Source organism: Clostridium omnivorum, assembly GCF_026012015.1.
Lineage (GTDB): Bacteria > Bacillota > Clostridia > Clostridiales > Clostridiaceae > Clostridium_AX > Clostridium_AX omnivorum.
Map to the genome: position 1 here is coordinate 911,975 of NZ_BRXR01000001.1, position 19,832 is coordinate 931,806.

The window sequence follows — 19,832 nt, forward strand, 5'->3', positions numbered from 1 at the left end:
TATCATAGTACATAAACTAGTTTGCAGAGTTAACCAGAAAAATATTCATAAAATAAACAGCTTTCAAGCTCAAAAAACTTGAAAGCTGTTTATTTAAAAAATATATCTGTGCTTTTCCTTAATAATTCTATGAAAAGTAAGAGGTAAGAACTAAAAGGTAAGAGTTATGGTGAAAATTCAGCCTTGCTGAATTTTTTCAAGAGCTCTTACTTTTTACCTATTAGTTCTTACTTAAATAATAAATTACAATTTATAAACACTCTAAATTCACTGATATTTTTAACATTGAATAACCCTATGGTGTTAATCTTTCTCTATCTCTAGGGAAGAGACAGGTTTCCCTAATATTCTTTATACCTAATAGCTGAGCTGTAAGTCTTTCAAGTCCTATAGCAAGACCACCATGTGGAGGCATACCATATTTAAATACCTGAAGATAGTCATTAAAGCTCTCTGGATTGAGTCCTTTAGAACTTATGCTTTCAACAAGCTGCTCATAATTGTGTATCCTTTGTCCACCAGTAGTTATCTCAAGTCCTCTAAACAGCAAGTCAAAACTGTGGGTCAGCTTTTCTTCAGCCGGCATGGCATACATTGGTCTCTTACTCCTTGGGTAATGGGTCAAAAATAAAAATTCAGAATTCAAATATTCCTTGGCATATTCACAGATTTGCCTTTCTCCTTCAGGGTCTAAATCATTAACTAATTCAGTTCTATTGTACTTTGTCTTCAATATTTCTACTGCCTCTTCCAACCTTAGACTTGGAATGTTATCTACATATTCAGGTAGCTTTGCTTCTAGCAGATTCAACTCTTTAGAACATTTTTCACTTACTCTGTTTAACATAAACTTTAACAATTTTTCTTCTAATGCCATTATGTCTCTTTCATCTTCAATAAAGCCTAGTTCTAGGTCCAAGCTTACATATTCATTAAGGTGTCTTTGGGTATTATGCTCTTCCGCTCTATATACATGGGCTACTTCAAATACCCTTTCATACCCTGCACCTACAAGCATTTGCTTATAAAATTGTGGGCTCTGCGCTAAATAGGCCTTTTTTTCAAAGTATTGAAGCGGGAACAATTCAGTTCCTCCTTCAGTACCTTCAGCAACTATTTTTGGAGAGAATACTTGAGTAAACCCTTCATTGATCAAAAATTCTTGAAAGCTATGTGCTAATTCAGCTTGAATCTTAAATATAGAATTAGTTTTTATATTTCTTAAGCTTAAAACTCTGTTATTTAAAATAGTGTCCAAATTGCACTCTAACTCTGACTTATTAATCTCAATTGGCAAATCCTCTTTTACATTTGAAATAACATTTAGTGCTCTAACTTCTATCTCTACTTCTTCATCTGCTCCCTGCTTATCTTTAATTAATCCTATAACCTCAACTACACTTTCCTGTTTTAATCCCTTTATATCTATAGCTTTGCAATCTAAAACACACTGTACAATACCCGTTCTATCACGCAGCATAATAAAAGCTATTTTTCCAAGCTTTCTTAACCTATGAATCCATCCTTGTATTTTTACTTCTTTCCCTTTATTTAGGTATAACTCTTCAATTAGTGTTCTCTTCATAATAATTCTCCCTTCCACGGATTGATAAAAATAATAATAAATTATTGTCCTAATCTGGCCAGGCTTAAGACAAAAAGTCCCTATGCAGAAATAACTGCATAGGGACGAACTAGCTCCGCGGTGCCACCCTAGTTAACCAAAATTAGAATTAAACAGAAAATAGGAAGTATATTTATTAAATAGGTACAAAGCTTAAAAGCCTTATATTATAAAATAAAAAAGCTCTCACTCCAATATAGGAGTGAGAGCATAATTCCCACGGTACCATCCTGCTTAACCATAAAGTTGGTTCACTTTATTCCTTTTAACGTTGGAAAGACGGTTTAGCCTACTAACTTAAAAAGCTTTAAGATAAACAATTCAGAGATGTCTTTCAGCCTTGCCTTAATCACCAGGCTTTCACCTTCCCTGGCTCGCTTTTGATTGTACAAATACTTACTCTTCTCATCATAATCATTTGAATATTTGTAATTTTATTTCATTCTAATATATATTATATCCAATGTCAACAATAAATATGAATTTACAACTTATAAAATTCCTCAAAGGATTTTGTTACATAAGTATGGTCCATAACTCCTCCAAGTTCTCTTATTGAATGCATTCCAAAGATTGGAGTTCCCATATCTACACAGCGAATATCCAATTGCGTTGAAGAAATTGGTCCTATAGTTGATCCTCCTGGGGCATCTGAACGATTTACAAACTTTTGAACAGGTACCCCAGCTATCCTGCATATTTCCTCATATACTGCATCGGAATTACTATCTGTAGTATAGCTTTGGTTAGCAGCTACCTTTATAACTGGTCCTTTATTAATTAGAGGTCTATTTATTGGATCAGCCTTTTCAGGATAGTTCGGGTGCACAGCATGAGCTAAATCCCCTGAAATCATAAAGGATTTTGATAAGGCTCTGAAAAAGTCTTCTCTATCTTTTCCTAGCGATAATGCTATTCTTTCTAGCAGTTTAGCAAGTAGTGGTGAATGAGCTCCTTGTTTTGTAGTACTACCTACTTCTTCGTTGTCAAAGCAAGCCATTACATTAGTAGCTTTAACATTCTCAATGTTAGTAAGCGCAGTTATGCCTGCATGTACCATTGCCAAGTCATCTAGTCTTCCTGTAGATATAAATTCATTGTTAAGTCCAACAATGCTTCCCTTCTCAAATTCATATAGGAATAAATCAAAGTCAATTATATCTTTAGCCTCTACCTTAAGCTCTTTAGCTACAGTATTTAAAAGATAATTTCCCTTTTCCATTTCGTCATTAACTAATGAAAGTAGAGGTAGTACATCTTTTTGTCTATTCAGCTCTACGCCTTTATTAACATCTCTATTCATATGTATAGCTAGATTAGGAATTATCATTATAGGTCTGTTTATATTAACAAGCTTATTAACTGGATATAGTGGATTTTCACTTCTAAGTGTAACTCTACCAGCTACTCCTAAAGGTCTATCCATCCAAGTATTTAAAATGGGTCCTCCATAAACCTCAGTATTTAATTTAACATAGGTGTTCTCTGCAACCATTTCAGGATTTGGTTTAATTCTAAAGCTAGGAGAATCAGTATGTGCTCCAATAATTTTAAAGCCCTCTTCTTCAATATTTCCTGTTCCAACAGCAAAAGCGAATATTGCTGAATTATTTTTAGTTACATAATACTTTGAACCTTTTTTAAGGTTCCACTTTTCTTCTTCTTTTAACTCTGAGAAACCTTTTTTATCTAAAATACTTTTTACGCTCTCCACTGCATGAAAAGCTGATGGACTTTCATATATAAAGTCTATTAGTTCCTCTGCAAATTTTAACTCGTCGCTCATTTGTATCCCTCCATATTTCTAATAGATGCTGAACAATTATTAAGCGTTCATATAATTAATTCTTTTTACTCTGCTCCCTAATTATAACATAATAATATCTAATAATGTATAAATTTTCACACAACTCTTAGCATAAAAGATCAAAGTTTGCTATAATCTATATTATATTGAAACATGTGATATAATACTTGTATTGTTAAGTTAGAGGTGTTTTTATGTTTTCAAAATTTTTAGTTTCACGTTTTATAAAAAATAATCAAGATGTTAAAGACGAAGGTGTTAGAGCCTCCTATGGCTTTTTAGCTGGAGTAGTAGGAATAATAATAAACTTACTGCTTTTCGCGGTAAAACTCACTGTAGGCTTAATTTCAAAAAGTATAGCAGTTACAGCAGATGCTTTCAATAATCTATCTGATGCTGCTTCTTCTGTAATTACCATAGTAGGCTTTAAAATGGCTAATAAGCCAGCAGACAAGGAGCATCCTTTCGGTCATGGGAGAATTGAATATATATCAGCCCTTATTGTATCTTTTATGGTACTCCTAGTTGGCCTTCAATTTGTTAAATCCTCCTTTGATAGAATTCTGCACCCTAGCCCTATTATTTTTGAGCTCATTCCCTTTGTACTTCTATTACTTTCAATATTGGCAAAGATATGGCTTAGCAGGTTCAATGGTTTTATTGGAAAAACCATTGATTCAAACGCGTTAAAGGCTTCTTCCTTTGATGCTCTTGGAGATGTATTTACCTCCAGTACTGTAGCATTATCTTTTGTAATATCACGTTTTACTTCTTTTCCTATTGATGGCTATATAGGAATGCTAGTGGCATTATTTATTTTATACTCAGGATTTTCTCTAATCAAAGATACTTTAAGTCCTTTGCTAGGAGAAGCTCCTGACAAAGAGCTTGTAGAAAATATTAAAAAAGGTGTTTTATCTTATGACCATATAAATGGTGTTCATGACTTAGTTATTCATAATTACGGTCCTGGGAGATGTATGGCTTCTATTCACGCTGAGGTTCCCTGCGATATTTCTATTGTGTCTATACATGAGGTTATTGATAAAGCAGAAAGGGAACTCTCTAAAAAGCTGAATATATATTTAGTCATTCATATGGACCCAGTTAACACAAATGATATTGAAATAAATGCAACTAGAAAAGAAGTTGTTAAACTACTAAAACAATTTCCTATAGTAAAATCAATGCATGATTTTAGAGTAGTTGGTGAAGGCGAGAAAAAGAATCTCATATTTGACTTAGTTATCGAACATACAAAAGTATTTTCTACAAAAGATGAAGAAGCATTAAGAAATGACTTCAATAATGCTTTAAAACAGCTTCATCCGTTATATAATTCCGTAATTACAGTAGATAAGAATTATACAGATTTATAGGTATAATTTAAATATGCTTCAAGAAAATAAACCCTAAATAGATACACAAAATCTATATAGGGTTTATTTTATCCTGACCTTATTTTTCACTTTTGTTCTTTAATTCATCAATTGTCTTTAATAATAAATCTTGATTCTTTTTATATTCTTCTTGTCTTTCAATTAGTAAATCTATCTTTTTATGTAGATCTTCAATAATAATTTCTGATTTTAAATTAACTAAATAATCATTTGCAGCTGTCAATCTGTCTTTTTCAGACTGACGATTTTGTGACATCATTATAATAGGTGCTTGAATGGCTGCTAAACAAGATAGCATTAGATTTAAAAATACAAAAGGATATATATCAAATGCTCTATTTTTCAATATAACAGTATTTAATATAATCCATACTACAAGAAACAGACCAAAGCTTATTATAAAGGTCCAGCTTCCACCAAAGGTTGCAATCTTGTCAGCAGTTCTCTGTCCAAGTGTAAGCTTCTCATCATGTGTAACATTTATATTTTTTGAAACCTTGCCATTAATAAGTTCGTGGATTAATTCCTCATCAATATTACAGTTTTCTAAATCATTGTCCTTCTCCAAAATTTCTCGTATCAATTCTTCCTTATTATAATTTTTATTATCTTCCATACCTAATCACTCCTGTTTAATTTCTATTAGTTATTAGTATATTAATACAATTATGATATCATAACCTTAGTAGGAATCAACCATAAAAACTAATTACTATAATATAATCTATTTCTATTAGTAAAAACCCTTCAATTGAAAGACAATAAAATTAATTTTTAAACAAAATATCTGATTATTCTAACACACCCCCCAAAAATCATAATGACTTATCGTATATATAAGCAAACAAACGAAATACATAATGCCGAAAGGAGAAAAAAATGAAGGTTAAGAGATTAATATTCAGTGCATTAATTTCATCTGCATTAGTCTTTTCTGGTTGTTCCAGCAAAGCAGCAAATAGTGCAGCTTCTAATAATACTAAAAACAGCACAACTAGTTCTACATCAGCTTCTGCTAAGCAAACTGAAAATAATTCTTCAACAACGGAAAATCTTAAACCTATAAAACCAAATACAGTACCTCAATTATCTACAGAACAAAAAAAGAAAATTGACTCTAACATGAATTCAGCATTAAAAAACTTAGATAATACTTTAAAGTCAATTCAAGATCCAAGTGATATTAATTTAGATTCAACAAATTAAAAAATATAAGGGAGGATTAACTATGAATAAGAAAAAAATATTAGCATTAACACTATCTGTATTACTATTACTGCCTTCTACTGCTTTTGCAAAGGGAAAGGATAATTCAGAGGGAAAAGGCAATTCTGTAAAGCAAGAAGTGCAAAATAAAAAGAGTGAGGATAAAACTAACGTTCAAAACACCTCTGCATCTACAAATGCTCAGCAGAATAAAGGCAAGGGTGAAGAACATAAGCAAGAAGCTCAAGAAAAGAAAGATGCTAAAAAAGAACAAATTGCTCAATTTAAAACTGATATGAAAGCTAAGCACGAACAAATGAAGCAGCTTAGAACACAAACTATTGCTTTAAGAAAACAAGTTGAGCAAAAGAAAGAACAGCTTTCTTCAATAATAGCAGATCTTGAATCTGGAAAGAAAACACTTTCCGAAGAGATGTTAAATTCCTTACTTGCTTTATCTCAAAATCTTTTAACAGATACTGAAAAAGTTAAGGAAACTGCTGAAATAAACACTGAAGTATCAAATACAGAACAAAAGGTAAAAGGTGCTGATTTTAATAATGCTTTAGCTTCTATGGATAAAGTAATTGCTAAAATGCAATCAAGATTAGATGCTTTAAACAAATTAAATGCTGACCTAGATGCAGCATTAAAGATTGCAAATATGGCCGTTGCACCTGCTCCAACAACTGGAACAGGTAGTACAGATACTTCAACTACTACAACTGGATCAACTACTACTGATACCACTGCACCAACAGGCTCAAGCACCACTAATACTACAACTACTACAACTACAACTAGTGGACAATAACTTTTATAGATATTAATTTTATATATAAAAAAGGAAGCTTATAATTATGAGCTTCCTTTTTGTATTAAAAACTAAGCTAAAATATCCTTCCTTACAAAAATAATATGACTTACTGAATAACATACTACTATCCAGATTAAAAGTACTAGTACTGAAAATCTAAAGTCTATAAAATTAATAGCTAAACTTTCATTTATTTTTCCAGTAACAATATCAAGTCCATCATACTGAGATGTGAATAAGAATGCCAGTACCTTATCAAATATAGTAGCTGGTTTAACTCTATACATTGCTTTAGCATTAACCTTTAATAATATTGCTGCATAGCTAAAAGCAATTAATACTAGACCAGCTCCAGTTGAATTGCTGCTATTTTGTATTGCAGTTGAACATAGAAAACAAAAAGAAATACATGCAGTAATAGCTAATATTTGAAGTATTAGAATCTTTAATAAAACAGTTCCTTGAGAAAGCAATATTCCACTGCTCAGAACTGGGTTTACTGCACTTTTTAGCTCTTGTATATTCCCTGGCGCAACTATATCATATTTAATTCCTGCAACTATAGGAAGCGACGGATCTCCAAAGCCAAAGATTAAGCCTATAAAAATAAACATTATTAATTCTAGTAATAATATTATTACATTTACTATAACTACGCATACAATAAATTTTGATAGAATTATCTTCCACCTCTCTATAGGTTTGGTTGCTAATAACTTTATTGTGGCTGGCTTGTTTTCTCCAGAAACCACGTCTAAAACCATTATACTCACTATAATTAGGAGTCCAATAGTGGAAAAAATCCTTATCAAGTCTGGCATAATATTGAAGCTGCTTATCTTTTTATTATAATCATAAGGTATATTTTTATTTAAATAGTACTGTTTCAGCATAATATTTGATAATTCCTGAAACTTCCCCATAGGAGGCATACCATCGTTTTTTTCCAAATTATATTTAGAATATTGTATATCTTCTTTTACCCTTTGCTGCCAAGGTATACTTTCATCGGCTGTCCTTTTAAGTATTGCTAATCTTCCTTTCATATCATTAATTATTTTAGTATACCCATTAGATACAGCTGTGGAAGCACCCTTATCATTCTCCAAATTGCCTTGTTCTTCCAAAGTTTTAATATATTTTTCAGTTGCTTTTATTTCATTTTCCACTCCATTATATTGGGATGCTGATAATACTGCAGCACCTAAGCAGAACATACAACATAATATCAATATTATTAAAGCTATAAGAAACTTCTTTCTTCTTATGAACTTTTGAAATTCAATTTGAATTAATCTAATCATTCATCCCACTCCTTATGCAACAATATCTTTTCTATTAAAATATAGATAGGATATTAATAGAAAAATAGCACTCCATATTAGAAGTATTAAAACTGCTAAATTGGGGTTTAAATTAGTAGTTTCTAAACTTAAATTTAAATTACCTTCAATTATACCAATTCCGTCAGCATAAGTAGTAAATAAATAAGGATATATTTTCGAAAGAGATGACTGTGGAAGAATAAATGTAACAATATTTAACACAAAAATGCTAATAGTGCTAGTCATCAGGCTTAATACGTTATTGGAATACATAGTTGAAATGAATACTCCAAAAGCTACTTCAGTAAAAATGAAAATAACCTGAATTATAAGTAAATCTAAAAGATACCTATATGTAGGAATAATAAAAGAACTATTAACCACTGCGCTTACTTTATCCAATATATCAATTCTATATTTTGTTCCAATATTCATGGGATAAAGTGGATTTCCTACATTAAAGAAAATACCTAATATAATAAATGCAAGTACCTCTAATAATATCAAAGTTCCGCAGCAAATAATAAATGAACTTAAAAACTTAGAAATTAGAATTTTACCTCTTGTAATTGGTTTGGTTAAAAGCATTTTGATAGTAGAATAATGTATCTCACCACTTATCTGATCATAGCAAATAATAAGCACTAATATGGGTAAAAATATAATATTTATAAATCCAATAATATTTTTCATGTTAGCAAAAGCACTTATTTTATAAGGCTTTTGTGGCATTATATTATTATTTATTAAATGTTCATTTACTTTAATCTGAGAATTTACATTCTCTACTTCATTATAATTTAATGCTATTTCTGCATTCTGCTTATCCTTTTTTAAAGATTCATTTTTCTTTTTAAGCTTTTCTTTCCAATTATAATTAGGACTTACTAGTTCCTCCTGCAGCTCTTTATTTTCTTCCTCAAGCTTTTTAATTTTAGCCTCATAATCCTTTTTTAAATCTTGCGACAATCCTTCTTCTCTAACTTTTACTCTATAGTCTACAAGAAGCTTTTCATTGTTTTTAATTTTTATTTCTGGTCTTTCATTTTGTGCACTATTATATATTGCAAACATTTGTATTATTATTAAAACTAACATAGCAATAATAGCTAATAGATATTTCTTACTTTTAATAATTTTGTATATCTCAACCTTAAATAGATTCATGTTTTTCGCCTCCTGCAATTTCCATAAACCTATCTTCAAGATTTTGATGTACCCTACTAATGTCAAGTATTTCAATTCCTTTTGTACTCAAAATTGTTATGAGCATTGAATAGTGTTCTTTTTCTATATCTACTAAAATTTTATTTTCATCTTTATTTATGCTTTTTACAAATTCCATTTCTTTAAGCACATTTATAGTTTTTTCTGAATCTGAAACCTTAAGCATTACTTTTTCTGAACTTTTCACACTTATGTCCTTAGTATTTTCTATAGACTTAATTAATCCATTATCAATAAATGCAACTCTGTCACAAAGCTGTTCAACCTCTGCTAATATATGAGAAGAAACAAAAACTGCTGTATTATGTTCTTTTGCTAGGTTTTTTACTATATTTCTAAAATCAACTATTCCTATAGGATCCAGTCCATTAGTTGGTTCATCCAAAATTAAAAGCTTTGGTTTTGGTAATAGTGCTTGACCTAAACCAAGCCTCTGCTTCATACCTAAGGAGTATTTTTTAACCTTATCATCAATTCTATTTTTAAGTCCAATAATCTCGATTACTTCATCAATTCTCTTTTTATCCACATTTCCATATAGCTTAGCAAAAATATTTAGATTTTCTCTCCCTGTAAAATCCAAATACATATCTGGATTTTCAACTATACACCCTACCGAACTTACAGCTTTTACAAACTGTTTTTGAACATCATATCCATTAATATATATATTACCGCTGCTAGGCTTTATTAAGCCTACAATCATTCTTATAGTAGTAGTCTTCCCAGCACCGTTAGCCCCTAAAAATCCATAGATTTCTCCCTCTTTAACGTCAAAGCTTATACCTTTGATTATTTCAATTTTACCAAAAGATTTATGTATATTTTTAAGTTCAAGAACTGAGTTCATTATATTCCCCCCTCAAAATATAATTAGTTACTATAAACCTATAAGTAAAATTTTATCATTTATTCATCTTTATGTAAAACAATCATTTTAACTTTTATATCTGATTTAAAATTAATTGAATACTTATTGAAATGTATCATAATTTTTTATCATAAAAAATTATAGCTCCTAAGTACTTATTTACCTTTTAAGTACCTAGAAGCTATTAACTCATAAAATTTATTTTGCTTCACCTTTTATATTTTGTGCTACTGTATTATCTGGCAGTAAAAATAATATATATCTAATTAATACATATATTACAATAGCTACTCCTATTACTTCTTGAATTTTAACTAAATAGCCTAAGGCTGAAATAGGTTGTTTAGTCTTAATTAAAAATCCATTGGTAGCCTTTATAGAAATTCCACTTATTATTAGTGGAAAAGTAAATGCTGAATAGCTTGGGTAAAACTTTAATTTTAAAAGCTTTGGCAGCAATACAAGAGCTATTACATACATAACAATTGATAAAATCATTAAGAACCATACTATTGTCATTGATTTTGACTCAAAAGAATTCATATATCCTGCCAGTAAAAGACTAGCTGGTGCCGAAAATATAATGAGTGTTGGCAATGCTGGTTCTGGCATTTCTTTAACCTTGATAACTCTATATGAAACAATAAATAATAGTATTAAATAAGTTATAAAACCAAACCAAAATGACACTTTGCCTAAACCTGCTAATTTAAAAGCTGGTGCTGTAACGCTTGCAACTACAATACCAACATAAACAATAAACCAGGATGGAAACACTTGTTTAATTTTAAAGTTTACAACATACTTTTTTGTAAACCACAATATTAAAATGACGTGAAGTATAAAACCTATAAACCACACTATTAATGATAAGGCTGCAGCATAAGGCTTTAGGTATGTAGCTAATATCATTATTGCCATAGAAAAAGTAGGAAATACACTACCTATTAAAGGATTATTTAGACTCTCTTTTACTTCTTTAGGGTACATTGCAATTTTTGCAAGCATAAAAATAAATAGTACTGATGAAATTACTCCTAGTGTATTACGGTATACATTTCCATAGGACTGAATTAGATTACCTGCCGCCGCTAGTCCTAACATTAGACCTGCTATAGGCACTGGGTATTTCTTTAAAAATCCATTCATCACAACAACTCTCCTCAACTTATAATCATTATAGCTGTACAATTCCGCTAATAGTATATCATATACACTCATAACTTCATTATAGATTTTTCAAATAGACAACCATTTATCTATTGGATTTATCTATTGGTAAACTCAGCTTTTATAATATATATTAATTTTAGATATTAAATAGCTTATACATATTATGGGGGTAAATAAAATGACTTTAGTAAATACAAAGGATTTTTCAAAAGAAGAACTTCTTGATAGAGTTCAGGCAGATGCAGAACAGCTTTTTAGAAGCGGTACTTATTTTTGCAGTGAAGCAGTTGTTCAAACAATAAATGAACTTTTAGGAAAACCTTTTGACCCAAGTGTTGTTAAATTAGCAAGCGGCTTTCCAATAGGAATGGGAAAAGCAGGCTGCCTTTGCGGTGCTGTTTCAGGTGGGCAAATGGCTTTAGGCATGGTTTATGGCAGAGTAGAAGGTGAACCAATGCAAGATAAAATGTTTCAGCTTTCCAAAGGTCTTCATGACTACATTAAAGAGGAATATAAATCAACCTGCTGCAGAGTTATAACTAAAGAATGGACCGGAGACAACTTTGCTAGCCCAGAAAGAAAAAAACACTGTGTAACAATAACAGGAAAAGTTGCTAGATGGGTTGCTGAGCAGTTAATCGACGATGGAAAAATTGAAACTAAATAAATATATTAATAGTCAAATATATAAATATTTATATATATAACCATATAAATATATTAAAGTTTATAATAACGAAGCTCCTAGGTACTCGCATTTTCAGTACTTAGGAGCTTATTAATTTAAAATATCTATATTGTCATCCATTTAATTTCATAAGGTTTTAGTTCTATATCTTTATAATTGTCTTTATCAACATATATTGTTGTGTTTTGTACCTGGTTGGAATTGTTTATTATAGCTGCATTGCCAGCTTCAGGATATGCTGAGCATTCGGTATTATTGTTTGAGGTATACCAATTATAAATTTCTTTTTCCTTAGAAGCAGACCAGTATATAGCTCTATACAAAATTCTCACGTTTTCTGGTGTATAAGGCAGTCCAGAAATATATACAGCTCTTCCTCTCCCAAATTCATTCACTGAGAGATTTATATCTCCTCTATTCATAGAAAGGATTGTAGCATTGTCCAAAACTCTATAGATATCGCTCATGCCTTCACCAAAATCAATATCCTTTTCCTTATCTTCTAAAATGAAGTGTTTGCCTTGAAACTCCTCATCATGTCTGGTATAGCTCAAAGTAAAGCCAACTTCCCTATCCACTCCTAATACGTCTGCAAGCTGGAAGTACCTTCCTTGATGTAGATAAGCTGTAGGTTCCCCTATTCCAATGAAACCTCCGCCATTGTAGACCCATTCTCTAATTTTTCCTGTAACCTGTTCATCAAGCCAGTAGTTTCCTCCAGACCAAGCAGTTCCAGCATCTCCGGCATTTATTATTACTCCTATATCACTTGAAATCCCCTTCTTTTTAATATCCTCAAAGCTTATGAATTCAACGTCCACAGGCATACCACTTAAACATTCTATTACTCCAACATAAGAATAAATTTTCTTATACCAGAGGGCATGCGCTACCATATTGGTTTGCCAGCTTCTAAGCTTACCCCAGGCATTTAATATAGCAACCTTAAATTTTGGAGTATATGGTTTTGTTCCTTGGATTCTATTATGAATTTCTCTAAATTCCTCTGTTATTTCTGCTACCTTATCTACAAAGTCTGGAAACTTTAGTGCAAGACTCAAATATCCGCCATAACCCATTCTATCAACTGGATTTCTAAGGATTGCCCTTCTTGCCTGAACCCAGTTTTCTACTGCTTCCTTAGTTGGATTTCCACCTTCATGGAAGGTGTCTGGAAAGAAGTAAGGTAAAAATCTGCCTTCAGTATATTTAACATGAGGAATATCAGCTATCATTCTAAGTGTAGCCCCGCTGCCTACCGAGCCTACCACTGCATCCAAACCTATATTTTTAAAGTAAGCTCCATAAGGTTCTGTTCCAATCCAATTATCACCCAAAAACATCATTGCTTCTTTTCCATTTTCATGGCAAAGGTCTACTAGTTTTCTAGCATTTTCTGTTACAAACTGCTGAATAAAATCCATCCAATCTAAAAAATTCTTTGATGGAATTCTAAATGGGGAATTATAATATCCTTCATCTACAAAATCTTCTGCTCTAAGCTTATAGCCCCTTACCCTTTCAAATTCATCAATTGCCTCAGGACTTACACTTGCACTGTAACCAAACCAATCAACATATTTTTCCTTCGCCTTATCATTATAAGCAATTGTAAAATGATAAAAGAAGGTAGTAAATCTAACTACGTCTACACTTGGGTTGTCCCTTAGCCAGTTTTCCAAATAGCTGAATATATGCTCTCTAGTTTCTTTATGAAATGCATCATAGGCTACATGCTGTGGTGTTGTCCAATTATTAGTTAAGTGATTATACATATGAGTTGTATCCCATATTTGCCTTGCCAAAAAACTAACTGTATATCTATGCCATTTTTTTGCACCATTAATTATTACCGTTTTCTTTACTTCATTAAATTCCCACAATTTATTATCAACTACCTCACCAGTAGTTCTATCCACAACTTCCCAATATCTTTTCCAATCATGTTCCTTATCTATTTCAAATTGTCTGTTAAAGTATCCATCCAATATATGAATTTCTAATACATTTGACAATGCAATATTATGCTTTGACATTAAATACTGCATTTGCAGTTGATCCATATGACCTCTTGCAAAGGCTTGATCATTTCTAATAGTTAAGTAGGTTGTATATACCTTAACTGCCATATCCATCAATTCCTTAGAAAGCTCTGTGCCATCACTATTTCTTATGGCATCTGCCCCCCATTTATTTATCATCTCTTGTACTACTTTATCTATACCCACCTCTACAGGTAATGTAACTCTCTTATTATTTGATGTCTCCATTCTATGCCTCCTACTACTGATATAGTCTTAATTACATCAATTTTATAAACTTAAATATATTTCTTATTATAAATATATAGGTTCAAAACAAGGCCAATAAGGCCAGCTAACATAATCAACAATCCAAAGTAACCTTTTATAATTTGTCCTTTTACTATTAAAAAAACTGACAAGATAAAAATCAACAACATAATAAAAGCTTTTATTTTATTCATTTCTATTACTCCTTTATCCCACCAAGAGTCATTCCTTGAGTTAACTGCTTCTGTACTAACATATATAAAATTAAAGTTGGAAGCATAACTAATACTAAGCCTGCATACATTTGTCCATAATTAGCTGCCGCCCTTTGAGATTGCATCAAATTGATTAATCCCACTGGCAGAGTCTTAGATGTACCTGGCATTAAGGTTAAAGCAATAATATATTCGTTCCAGAAGGATAAAAAGTTAAATAATATTACTGTTATTATGCTTGGTTTTGCCATAGGAATCATAATACTGAACATTGTTTTAAAATATCCAGCTCCATCTATAAAAGCTGCTTCCTCATAGGTTTTTGGAATTGTCTTGAAAAAGTTTGATACTAAATATATAGTAAATGGAACTGCAGTAGAAGCATAAACTAAAGCTAAAATAAAAATATTATCTAGAAATACTCCCTTATCAAATACTTTCATTAATTGTTCATCCCATTTTAGCAGCATTAAAAATATTGGAACTACAATATAATTTACATTTATAAATAGTCCAGCCATAAACAATGTATTTATAAACTTTTTACCTTTAAAATCAAATCTAGCTAAAACATAGGAAGCTGGAATTGATATAGCTAGCAGTAATACTATGGCTATTGCAGTTACAAATACTGAGTTTAGGAAATATTGTCCCATCTTTGCCTTTTCGATTGCATCTATGAAATTCTGAAAATAAAATTCCTTTGGCAAAGCCCATGGATTAGTATAAAATTCAGAATTCTGTTTTATTGATGCTAGCGTAACCCAAAGCACTGGAATTATTATGCTTATAGCCAGTGTTATAAGGGCAACATAAATAAATAACTTATAAATTTTATCTGCATTCATTGTGTTATTTTTTTTCATAAAATACATCCTTTCACTTGGTACAATAAGCAGCTTAAACTAAATTATTATCTTACCTGCTGCCGTAAAAGGTTATTTTCCTAATACTGCAGTACTTCACGTTCTGTGACCTTATTAATAATTCCTGACAGTATAAATGAAAATAAGAAAACAACAACTCCGATAGCCATACCATAACCATAGCTTGCATTATCATAGGCTTGCTTGTACATATAACTTAAAAACACCTCTGATGCGCCATCCGGACCTCCAGTTGTCATTACCTTTACAAACAAAAAGCTTAAATTAATAGAACTTATTACGAAGAAGGTTAGAGATGTTCTAATAGTGTCCCAAACCAATGGTAGTGTAATATCAAAAAACTGTCTTACTTTTCCTGCTCCATCCAGCTCTGCAGCCTCGTACAAATGAACAGGGATTGAACTCATACTGGACATATAAATTACCATGTAATAACCTATAGCCTGCCAAACCATTGCCCCGGTAATAGAATAAATTACTATTCTTTGATTTCCGAGATACTGAACATTTTCCCAGTTCTTTAGATTAAAAATCTTGAATAAACCATTTAAAAGTCCTTGACTTGGATCGTATATTGCTGAAAATATAGCTGATATTACTGCAACAGATAAAATGTTGGGAATATAAAATATTACTCTAAAAAAGTTTTCACCCTTGATGTCTTCTCTTACAAGAATTGATGCGAATAATATGGCAAGGGTCATAGTAATAATTGTGACTATAACAATTATAAAAATTGTATTTTGAAAGGATCTTAAAAATTTTTCATCCTTCATTAATAGTTTAAAATTGTTTAAACCTACAAAGGTTCTTTTTGAAGATAGTCCTCCCCACTTGTATAATGCCATTTGAAATACGCTTAAAGTTGGGTATAGCATAAAAATGGTGAACAGAGTAAGTGCTGGGGCTAGGCAAATAACTATAAATCTTTTAAGCCCTTTGTTATTCAAATTTGTCCCTCCCTATAAGCTATATAGTTTCATTTTTAATCTATAATTTCACAGTTTATATAATCACTAGTAGTGTTATATTCAACATAATAATTTGTTTATAAACATTATGGTGGACACTTTATCCACCATAATGTTTATATATATTGTATATTAACTATTTTGCTGCATTTGCTTTTTTTATCTTGGCTGCTGCATCAACAACAGCCTTTTGCCATTGCTCTACTGTCTTATTGCCTGTAACAACTGAGTTAACAGTTCCAAAAAGAATTCCGTCAGCACCTGTTAAGTCAACTCCCTCAACTGGAGCAGCTGCTGCAAATCCTCCCATAGCTGGCTTTGCACCATTATCATATATTGAGTAAAATAACTTGTTTGGGTCATCAGCTTTCATAATCTTTGAAGCTCCAATTATTGGCTGCACTGCGCCAGACTTTTCATATATTATCTTTGTAGCCTCATCAGAATACATATAAGCCATAAACTTTTTAGCTAAATCCACATTCTTTGCACCTTCTGGTATATACATTTGTTCGAAGAAGGTATATGAATAAGAGTCTCCATTAGCTGTTACCTTTGGTAGAGCTGTGAAGCCCCATTCAAATCCATTTGCTCTAGGAGCGTTTTTCATTTCTCCTGGCAGCCATGTTCCATTAGGTACAAATAGTGCTTTGTTATCAAGTATTAATTGCTGATTCTTTGTAAATCCTTCTTTGTTAGCTTGAGCAACTGTATCAGGGTGAGTATATTTAGCAAGCTTTCCAACTAATTCAAAAGCTTTAGTAGCTTCTGGACCTGACCATGCTGTATCATCATATTTCATAGCCGCATTAAATAAACCTGATCCTCCAACTTCATTAAGAAGTGCATAGAAGAATGCATCAAAGTATCCAGTTGTTGGATATGTAAACAATGAAATACCATCCCTCTTAGCTGTTTCTCCAAGTGCTAAGAACTCGTCCCAAGTTTGTGGCAGTTTATACTTCTTGCCATCTCCTATAAGAGCCTTATTATAGAAAAGTCCACAAGGGCCATAGAATAATGGTGCCAGGTATGTCTTTCCATCTCCATAAGGTTTTGTTATTAGTGTATCTGTGAATCCTGGTATTATTTTATCTTTAACTTTAACATTTTCTCCAGGTACTTGCATATCAAATACATCGGATATATCCTTTATAGCCTTTTCTTTAACTAGAGTATCTGTTAATTTACCTTCAGCTCCAACTGATAAGTAAATTAAATCTGGAGCATTCTTAGCTTGAATTTGAGGTCTTAAAACATCTGCAATATTCTTTTCCAAAGTTAATTCAACTTTAACTCCAGGATTAGCAGCTTCAAATTTTGAAGCAAGCTCCTTCCAATGATCTACTCCGTAACCACCATTTAAACCAGCTATCTTTAATACTTTTCCTTCCGCTGGTTTTGTTGAACTAGTTGTTGTCTTTGATGTACACCCTGCTAGTGAAACAAGTAAACAAAGTGAAGTTGACAAGGTTACTAATCTCTTCATATTAATTTTCATTTTTATTCCCCCTTCTATAAACGTTGACCATATCTTAAGTATAGAGTATAATGTAAACCTCTTCTATCAGAATATTGCTTGTTTTTTTAGATATATTGATTTGATTTGTATAAAATAAAGCAATATAATTAAATTATTGATATACTATTAATGTAATCTAAGTTATAGTGATAATTTCAAACAACATCTCCTAAAATCCACATTATTCCAGCATTAAGGAGGAATCATGTCAAACACTTTATTTGAATTCAAAAACAATGAAAAAAATGAAGTAACTAGAATGGATATAAAATTTCTTTATATTTCAAATGCTAAATATGAAGACGATTGGCATAGTACTATGCATACCCATTCTTTCACTGAGCTATTTTATGTGGTACATGGAAGCGGCAGTTTTAAAATAGAACAAAGCCAGTTTACCGTGAGAGAAAATGATTTAGTTATTATAAACCCACATGTAGCCCATACAGAATGCTCAAAAGATTCAAACCCTCTAGAATATATTGTTATTGGTTTAGATGGATTATCCCTTATGATTGAAGACTCTGATGAAGATTCTAAAAGCTTAAGGCCATACAGTCTATACAATTATACCAAATATAGACATGAAGTTTTATCCTATATGAATAATCTTTTATATGAGGTTGAGCAAAAGGATAAGTATTACGAAGCAATTTGCCAAAGTCTTTTAGAAGCTTTAATTTTTAATGTTAAAAGAAGGACAACCTCAAATTTAATACTCTCTCCAACAAAAGAGATTAATAGGGAATGTGCTTCTATAAAAAACTATATAGATGTTCATTATTCCTCTGATTTGAATTTAGATTACTTAGCTTCAGTTACCCATATGAATAAATATTATTTAATACATGTTTTTAAAAAATTTATGGGAACTTCCCCCATAGACTATCTAATTGAAAAAAGAATAGCAGTGTCAAAAACCTTATTGGAAACCACTGCATGTTCAATGGAACAAATATCTGATATAGTTGGCTTTTCAAGTCAATCATATTTTAATCAAACCTTCAAAAAAAGGGTTGGAATGAGTCCAACTAAGTATAGAAATCAATATAGCTCAAAAAAGAGATAGATTAAAAAATATCCCCAGCTTTTAGAAAGCTGGGGATATTTTTTAATCTATGCACAAATCTATTTACTTATAGTTTTGTTGTAATCACTTAAGAATTTCTCTATACCTGCATCAGTCAATGGATGCTTAACCATTTGAGTTATAACTTTATAAGGTATGGTTGCAATATGTGCTCCTGCCTTTGCACAATCGAGTACATGCATAGGATGTCTTATACTTGCTGCTATAATCTCAGTTTCTATACCATAATAATCAAAAATTTGAGCTAAGTCTTCAATAACCTGAATACCGCCATTTCCTATATCATCTAGTCTTCCCATAAATGGGCTTACAAAGCTTGCTCCAGCTTTAGCAGCAAGAAGTCCTTGCTGAGCGGAAAATATAAGTGTTACATTAGTTTTTATTCCTTCTTTATGAAGTATATTTACAGCTTTTAGTCCTTCTTCACACATTGGTATTTTAATTACAACATTTTTATGTAATTTAGCTAATTCTCTTGCTTCTTTAACCATTTCATCTGCTATAAGACTTATAACCTCAGCGCTTATAGGTCCATCTACAATATTGCAAATATCAGTTATAACATCCTTTAAAGCTAAACCCTCTTTTGCTATTAAAGAAGGGTTTGTAGTAACTCCATCAATAACCCCTAGGGCCGCAGCTCTTTCAATTTCATCTACATTAGCTGTATCAATAAAAAACTTCATTTTCCTACCTCCATTTTTTTAATTATTTTTAG

General features: G+C 31.4%; 18 protein-coding genes and 1 other annotated feature. Of the genes, 5 read left to right on the forward strand and 13 right to left on the reverse strand.

What is annotated here, in order from left to right:
• Positions 1-295: 295 nt before the first annotated feature.
• Together aspS and bsdE14_RS04205 are read right to left on the reverse strand one after the other, a co-directional pair.
• Positions 296-1,585, reverse strand: coding sequence for an aspartate--tRNA(Asn) ligase (gene aspS, locus bsdE14_RS04200; RefSeq protein ID WP_264848708.1), 1,290 nt, complete (start codon positions 1,583-1,585; stop codon positions 296-298).
• 234 nt (positions 1,586-1,819) lie between these two features.
• Positions 1,820-2,045: a binding site (T-box leader), on the reverse strand.
• A 63-nt stretch (positions 2,046-2,108) separates the two neighbouring features.
• Complete coding sequence (locus bsdE14_RS04205; protein WP_264848709.1) at positions 2,109-3,410, reverse strand: M18 family aminopeptidase; 1,302 nt, start codon at positions 3,408-3,410, stop codon at positions 2,109-2,111.
• A 215-nt stretch (positions 3,411-3,625) separates the two neighbouring features.
• Between bsdE14_RS04205 and bsdE14_RS04210 the strand changes: the two genes are divergently transcribed.
• A complete protein-coding gene (locus bsdE14_RS04210; RefSeq protein ID WP_264848710.1) occupies positions 3,626-4,810 on the forward strand; it encodes a cation diffusion facilitator family transporter in 1,185 nt (394 codons plus the stop codon).
• Between the two features lie 79 nt (positions 4,811-4,889).
• Here the strand turns inward: bsdE14_RS04210 and bsdE14_RS04215 are convergent, their stop codons facing one another.
• Positions 4,890-5,447 (reverse strand): DUF1003 domain-containing protein, encoded by a 558-nt coding sequence (locus bsdE14_RS04215; RefSeq protein WP_264848711.1) that lies wholly within the window; start codon positions 5,445-5,447, stop codon positions 4,890-4,892.
• 263 nt (positions 5,448-5,710) lie between these two features.
• Here bsdE14_RS04215 and bsdE14_RS04220 point away from each other — a divergent pair, with 263 nt between their 5' ends.
• Entirely contained in the window at positions 5,711-6,037 is a 327-nt protein-coding gene (locus bsdE14_RS04220; RefSeq protein ID WP_264848712.1) for a hypothetical protein, read from the forward strand.
• Between the two features lie 22 nt (positions 6,038-6,059).
• Positions 6,060-6,851, forward strand: a complete 792-nt coding sequence (locus bsdE14_RS04225; RefSeq protein WP_264848713.1) for an Atg14 domain-containing protein — start codon at positions 6,060-6,062, stop codon at positions 6,849-6,851.
• Between the two features lie 71 nt (positions 6,852-6,922).
• Here the strand turns inward: bsdE14_RS04225 and bsdE14_RS04230 are convergent, their stop codons facing one another.
• The 4 genes from bsdE14_RS04230 to bsdE14_RS04245 form a co-directional block, all read right to left on the reverse strand.
• Positions 6,923-8,158: a DUF2705 family protein gene (locus tag bsdE14_RS04230; RefSeq protein WP_264848714.1), complete on the reverse strand. Its 1,236-nt coding sequence runs from the start codon at positions 8,156-8,158 to the stop codon at positions 6,923-6,925.
• Between the two features lie 12 nt (positions 8,159-8,170).
• Positions 8,171-9,346, reverse strand: coding sequence for an ABC transporter permease (locus bsdE14_RS04235; RefSeq protein WP_264848715.1), 1,176 nt, complete (start codon positions 9,344-9,346; stop codon positions 8,171-8,173).
• Positions 9,333-10,256, reverse strand: coding sequence for an ABC transporter ATP-binding protein (locus bsdE14_RS04240; protein ID WP_264848716.1), 924 nt, complete (start codon positions 10,254-10,256; stop codon positions 9,333-9,335). The genes bsdE14_RS04235 and bsdE14_RS04240 overlap by 14 nt, the downstream gene beginning before the upstream one ends.
• 219 nt (positions 10,257-10,475) lie before the next feature.
• Positions 10,476-11,426 (reverse strand): TDT family transporter, encoded by a 951-nt coding sequence (locus bsdE14_RS04245; protein WP_264848717.1) that lies wholly within the window; start codon positions 11,424-11,426, stop codon positions 10,476-10,478.
• Between the two features lie 202 nt (positions 11,427-11,628).
• On the opposite strand from bsdE14_RS04245, the gene bsdE14_RS04250 reads away from it, so the two are divergent.
• A complete protein-coding gene (locus tag bsdE14_RS04250; protein ID WP_264848718.1) occupies positions 11,629-12,117 on the forward strand; it encodes a C-GCAxxG-C-C family protein in 489 nt (162 codons plus the stop codon).
• 125 nt (positions 12,118-12,242) lie between these two features.
• On the opposite strand, the gene gnpA is transcribed toward bsdE14_RS04250, so the two are convergent.
• The 5 genes from gnpA to bsdE14_RS04275 all read right to left on the reverse strand — a co-directional run bounded on the left by gnpA (position 12,243) and on the right by bsdE14_RS04275 (position 18,003).
• Complete coding sequence (gene gnpA / locus bsdE14_RS04255) at positions 12,243-14,408, reverse strand: 1,3-beta-galactosyl-N-acetylhexosamine phosphorylase (protein ID WP_264848719.1); 2,166 nt, start codon at positions 14,406-14,408, stop codon at positions 12,243-12,245.
• Between the two features lie 50 nt (positions 14,409-14,458).
• Positions 14,459-14,623, reverse strand: a complete 165-nt coding sequence (locus bsdE14_RS04260; protein ID WP_264848720.1) for a DUF6903 family protein — start codon at positions 14,621-14,623, stop codon at positions 14,459-14,461.
• 5 nt (positions 14,624-14,628) lie between these two features.
• Positions 14,629-15,510, reverse strand: coding sequence for a carbohydrate ABC transporter permease (locus bsdE14_RS04265; protein WP_264848721.1), 882 nt, complete (start codon positions 15,508-15,510; stop codon positions 14,629-14,631).
• 80 nt (positions 15,511-15,590) lie between these two features.
• Positions 15,591-16,481, reverse strand: coding sequence for a carbohydrate ABC transporter permease (locus tag bsdE14_RS04270; RefSeq protein ID WP_264848722.1), 891 nt, complete (start codon positions 16,479-16,481; stop codon positions 15,591-15,593).
• A 157-nt stretch (positions 16,482-16,638) separates the two neighbouring features.
• On the reverse strand, positions 16,639-18,003 hold the full coding sequence (locus bsdE14_RS04275; RefSeq protein ID WP_264848723.1) for a carbohydrate ABC transporter substrate-binding protein: 1,365 nt from the start codon (positions 18,001-18,003) through the stop codon (positions 16,639-16,641).
• A 226-nt stretch (positions 18,004-18,229) separates the two neighbouring features.
• Here bsdE14_RS04275 and bsdE14_RS04280 point away from each other — a divergent pair, with 226 nt between their 5' ends.
• Positions 18,230-19,093, forward strand: a complete 864-nt coding sequence (locus tag bsdE14_RS04280) for an AraC family transcriptional regulator (protein ID WP_264848724.1) — start codon at positions 18,230-18,232, stop codon at positions 19,091-19,093.
• 59 nt (positions 19,094-19,152) lie between these two features.
• Here bsdE14_RS04280 and fsa read toward each other — a convergent pair whose 3' ends face one another.
• Complete coding sequence (fsa, locus tag bsdE14_RS04285) at positions 19,153-19,800, reverse strand: fructose-6-phosphate aldolase (protein WP_264848725.1); 648 nt, start codon at positions 19,798-19,800, stop codon at positions 19,153-19,155.
• Positions 19,801-19,832: the final 32 nt, after the last annotated feature.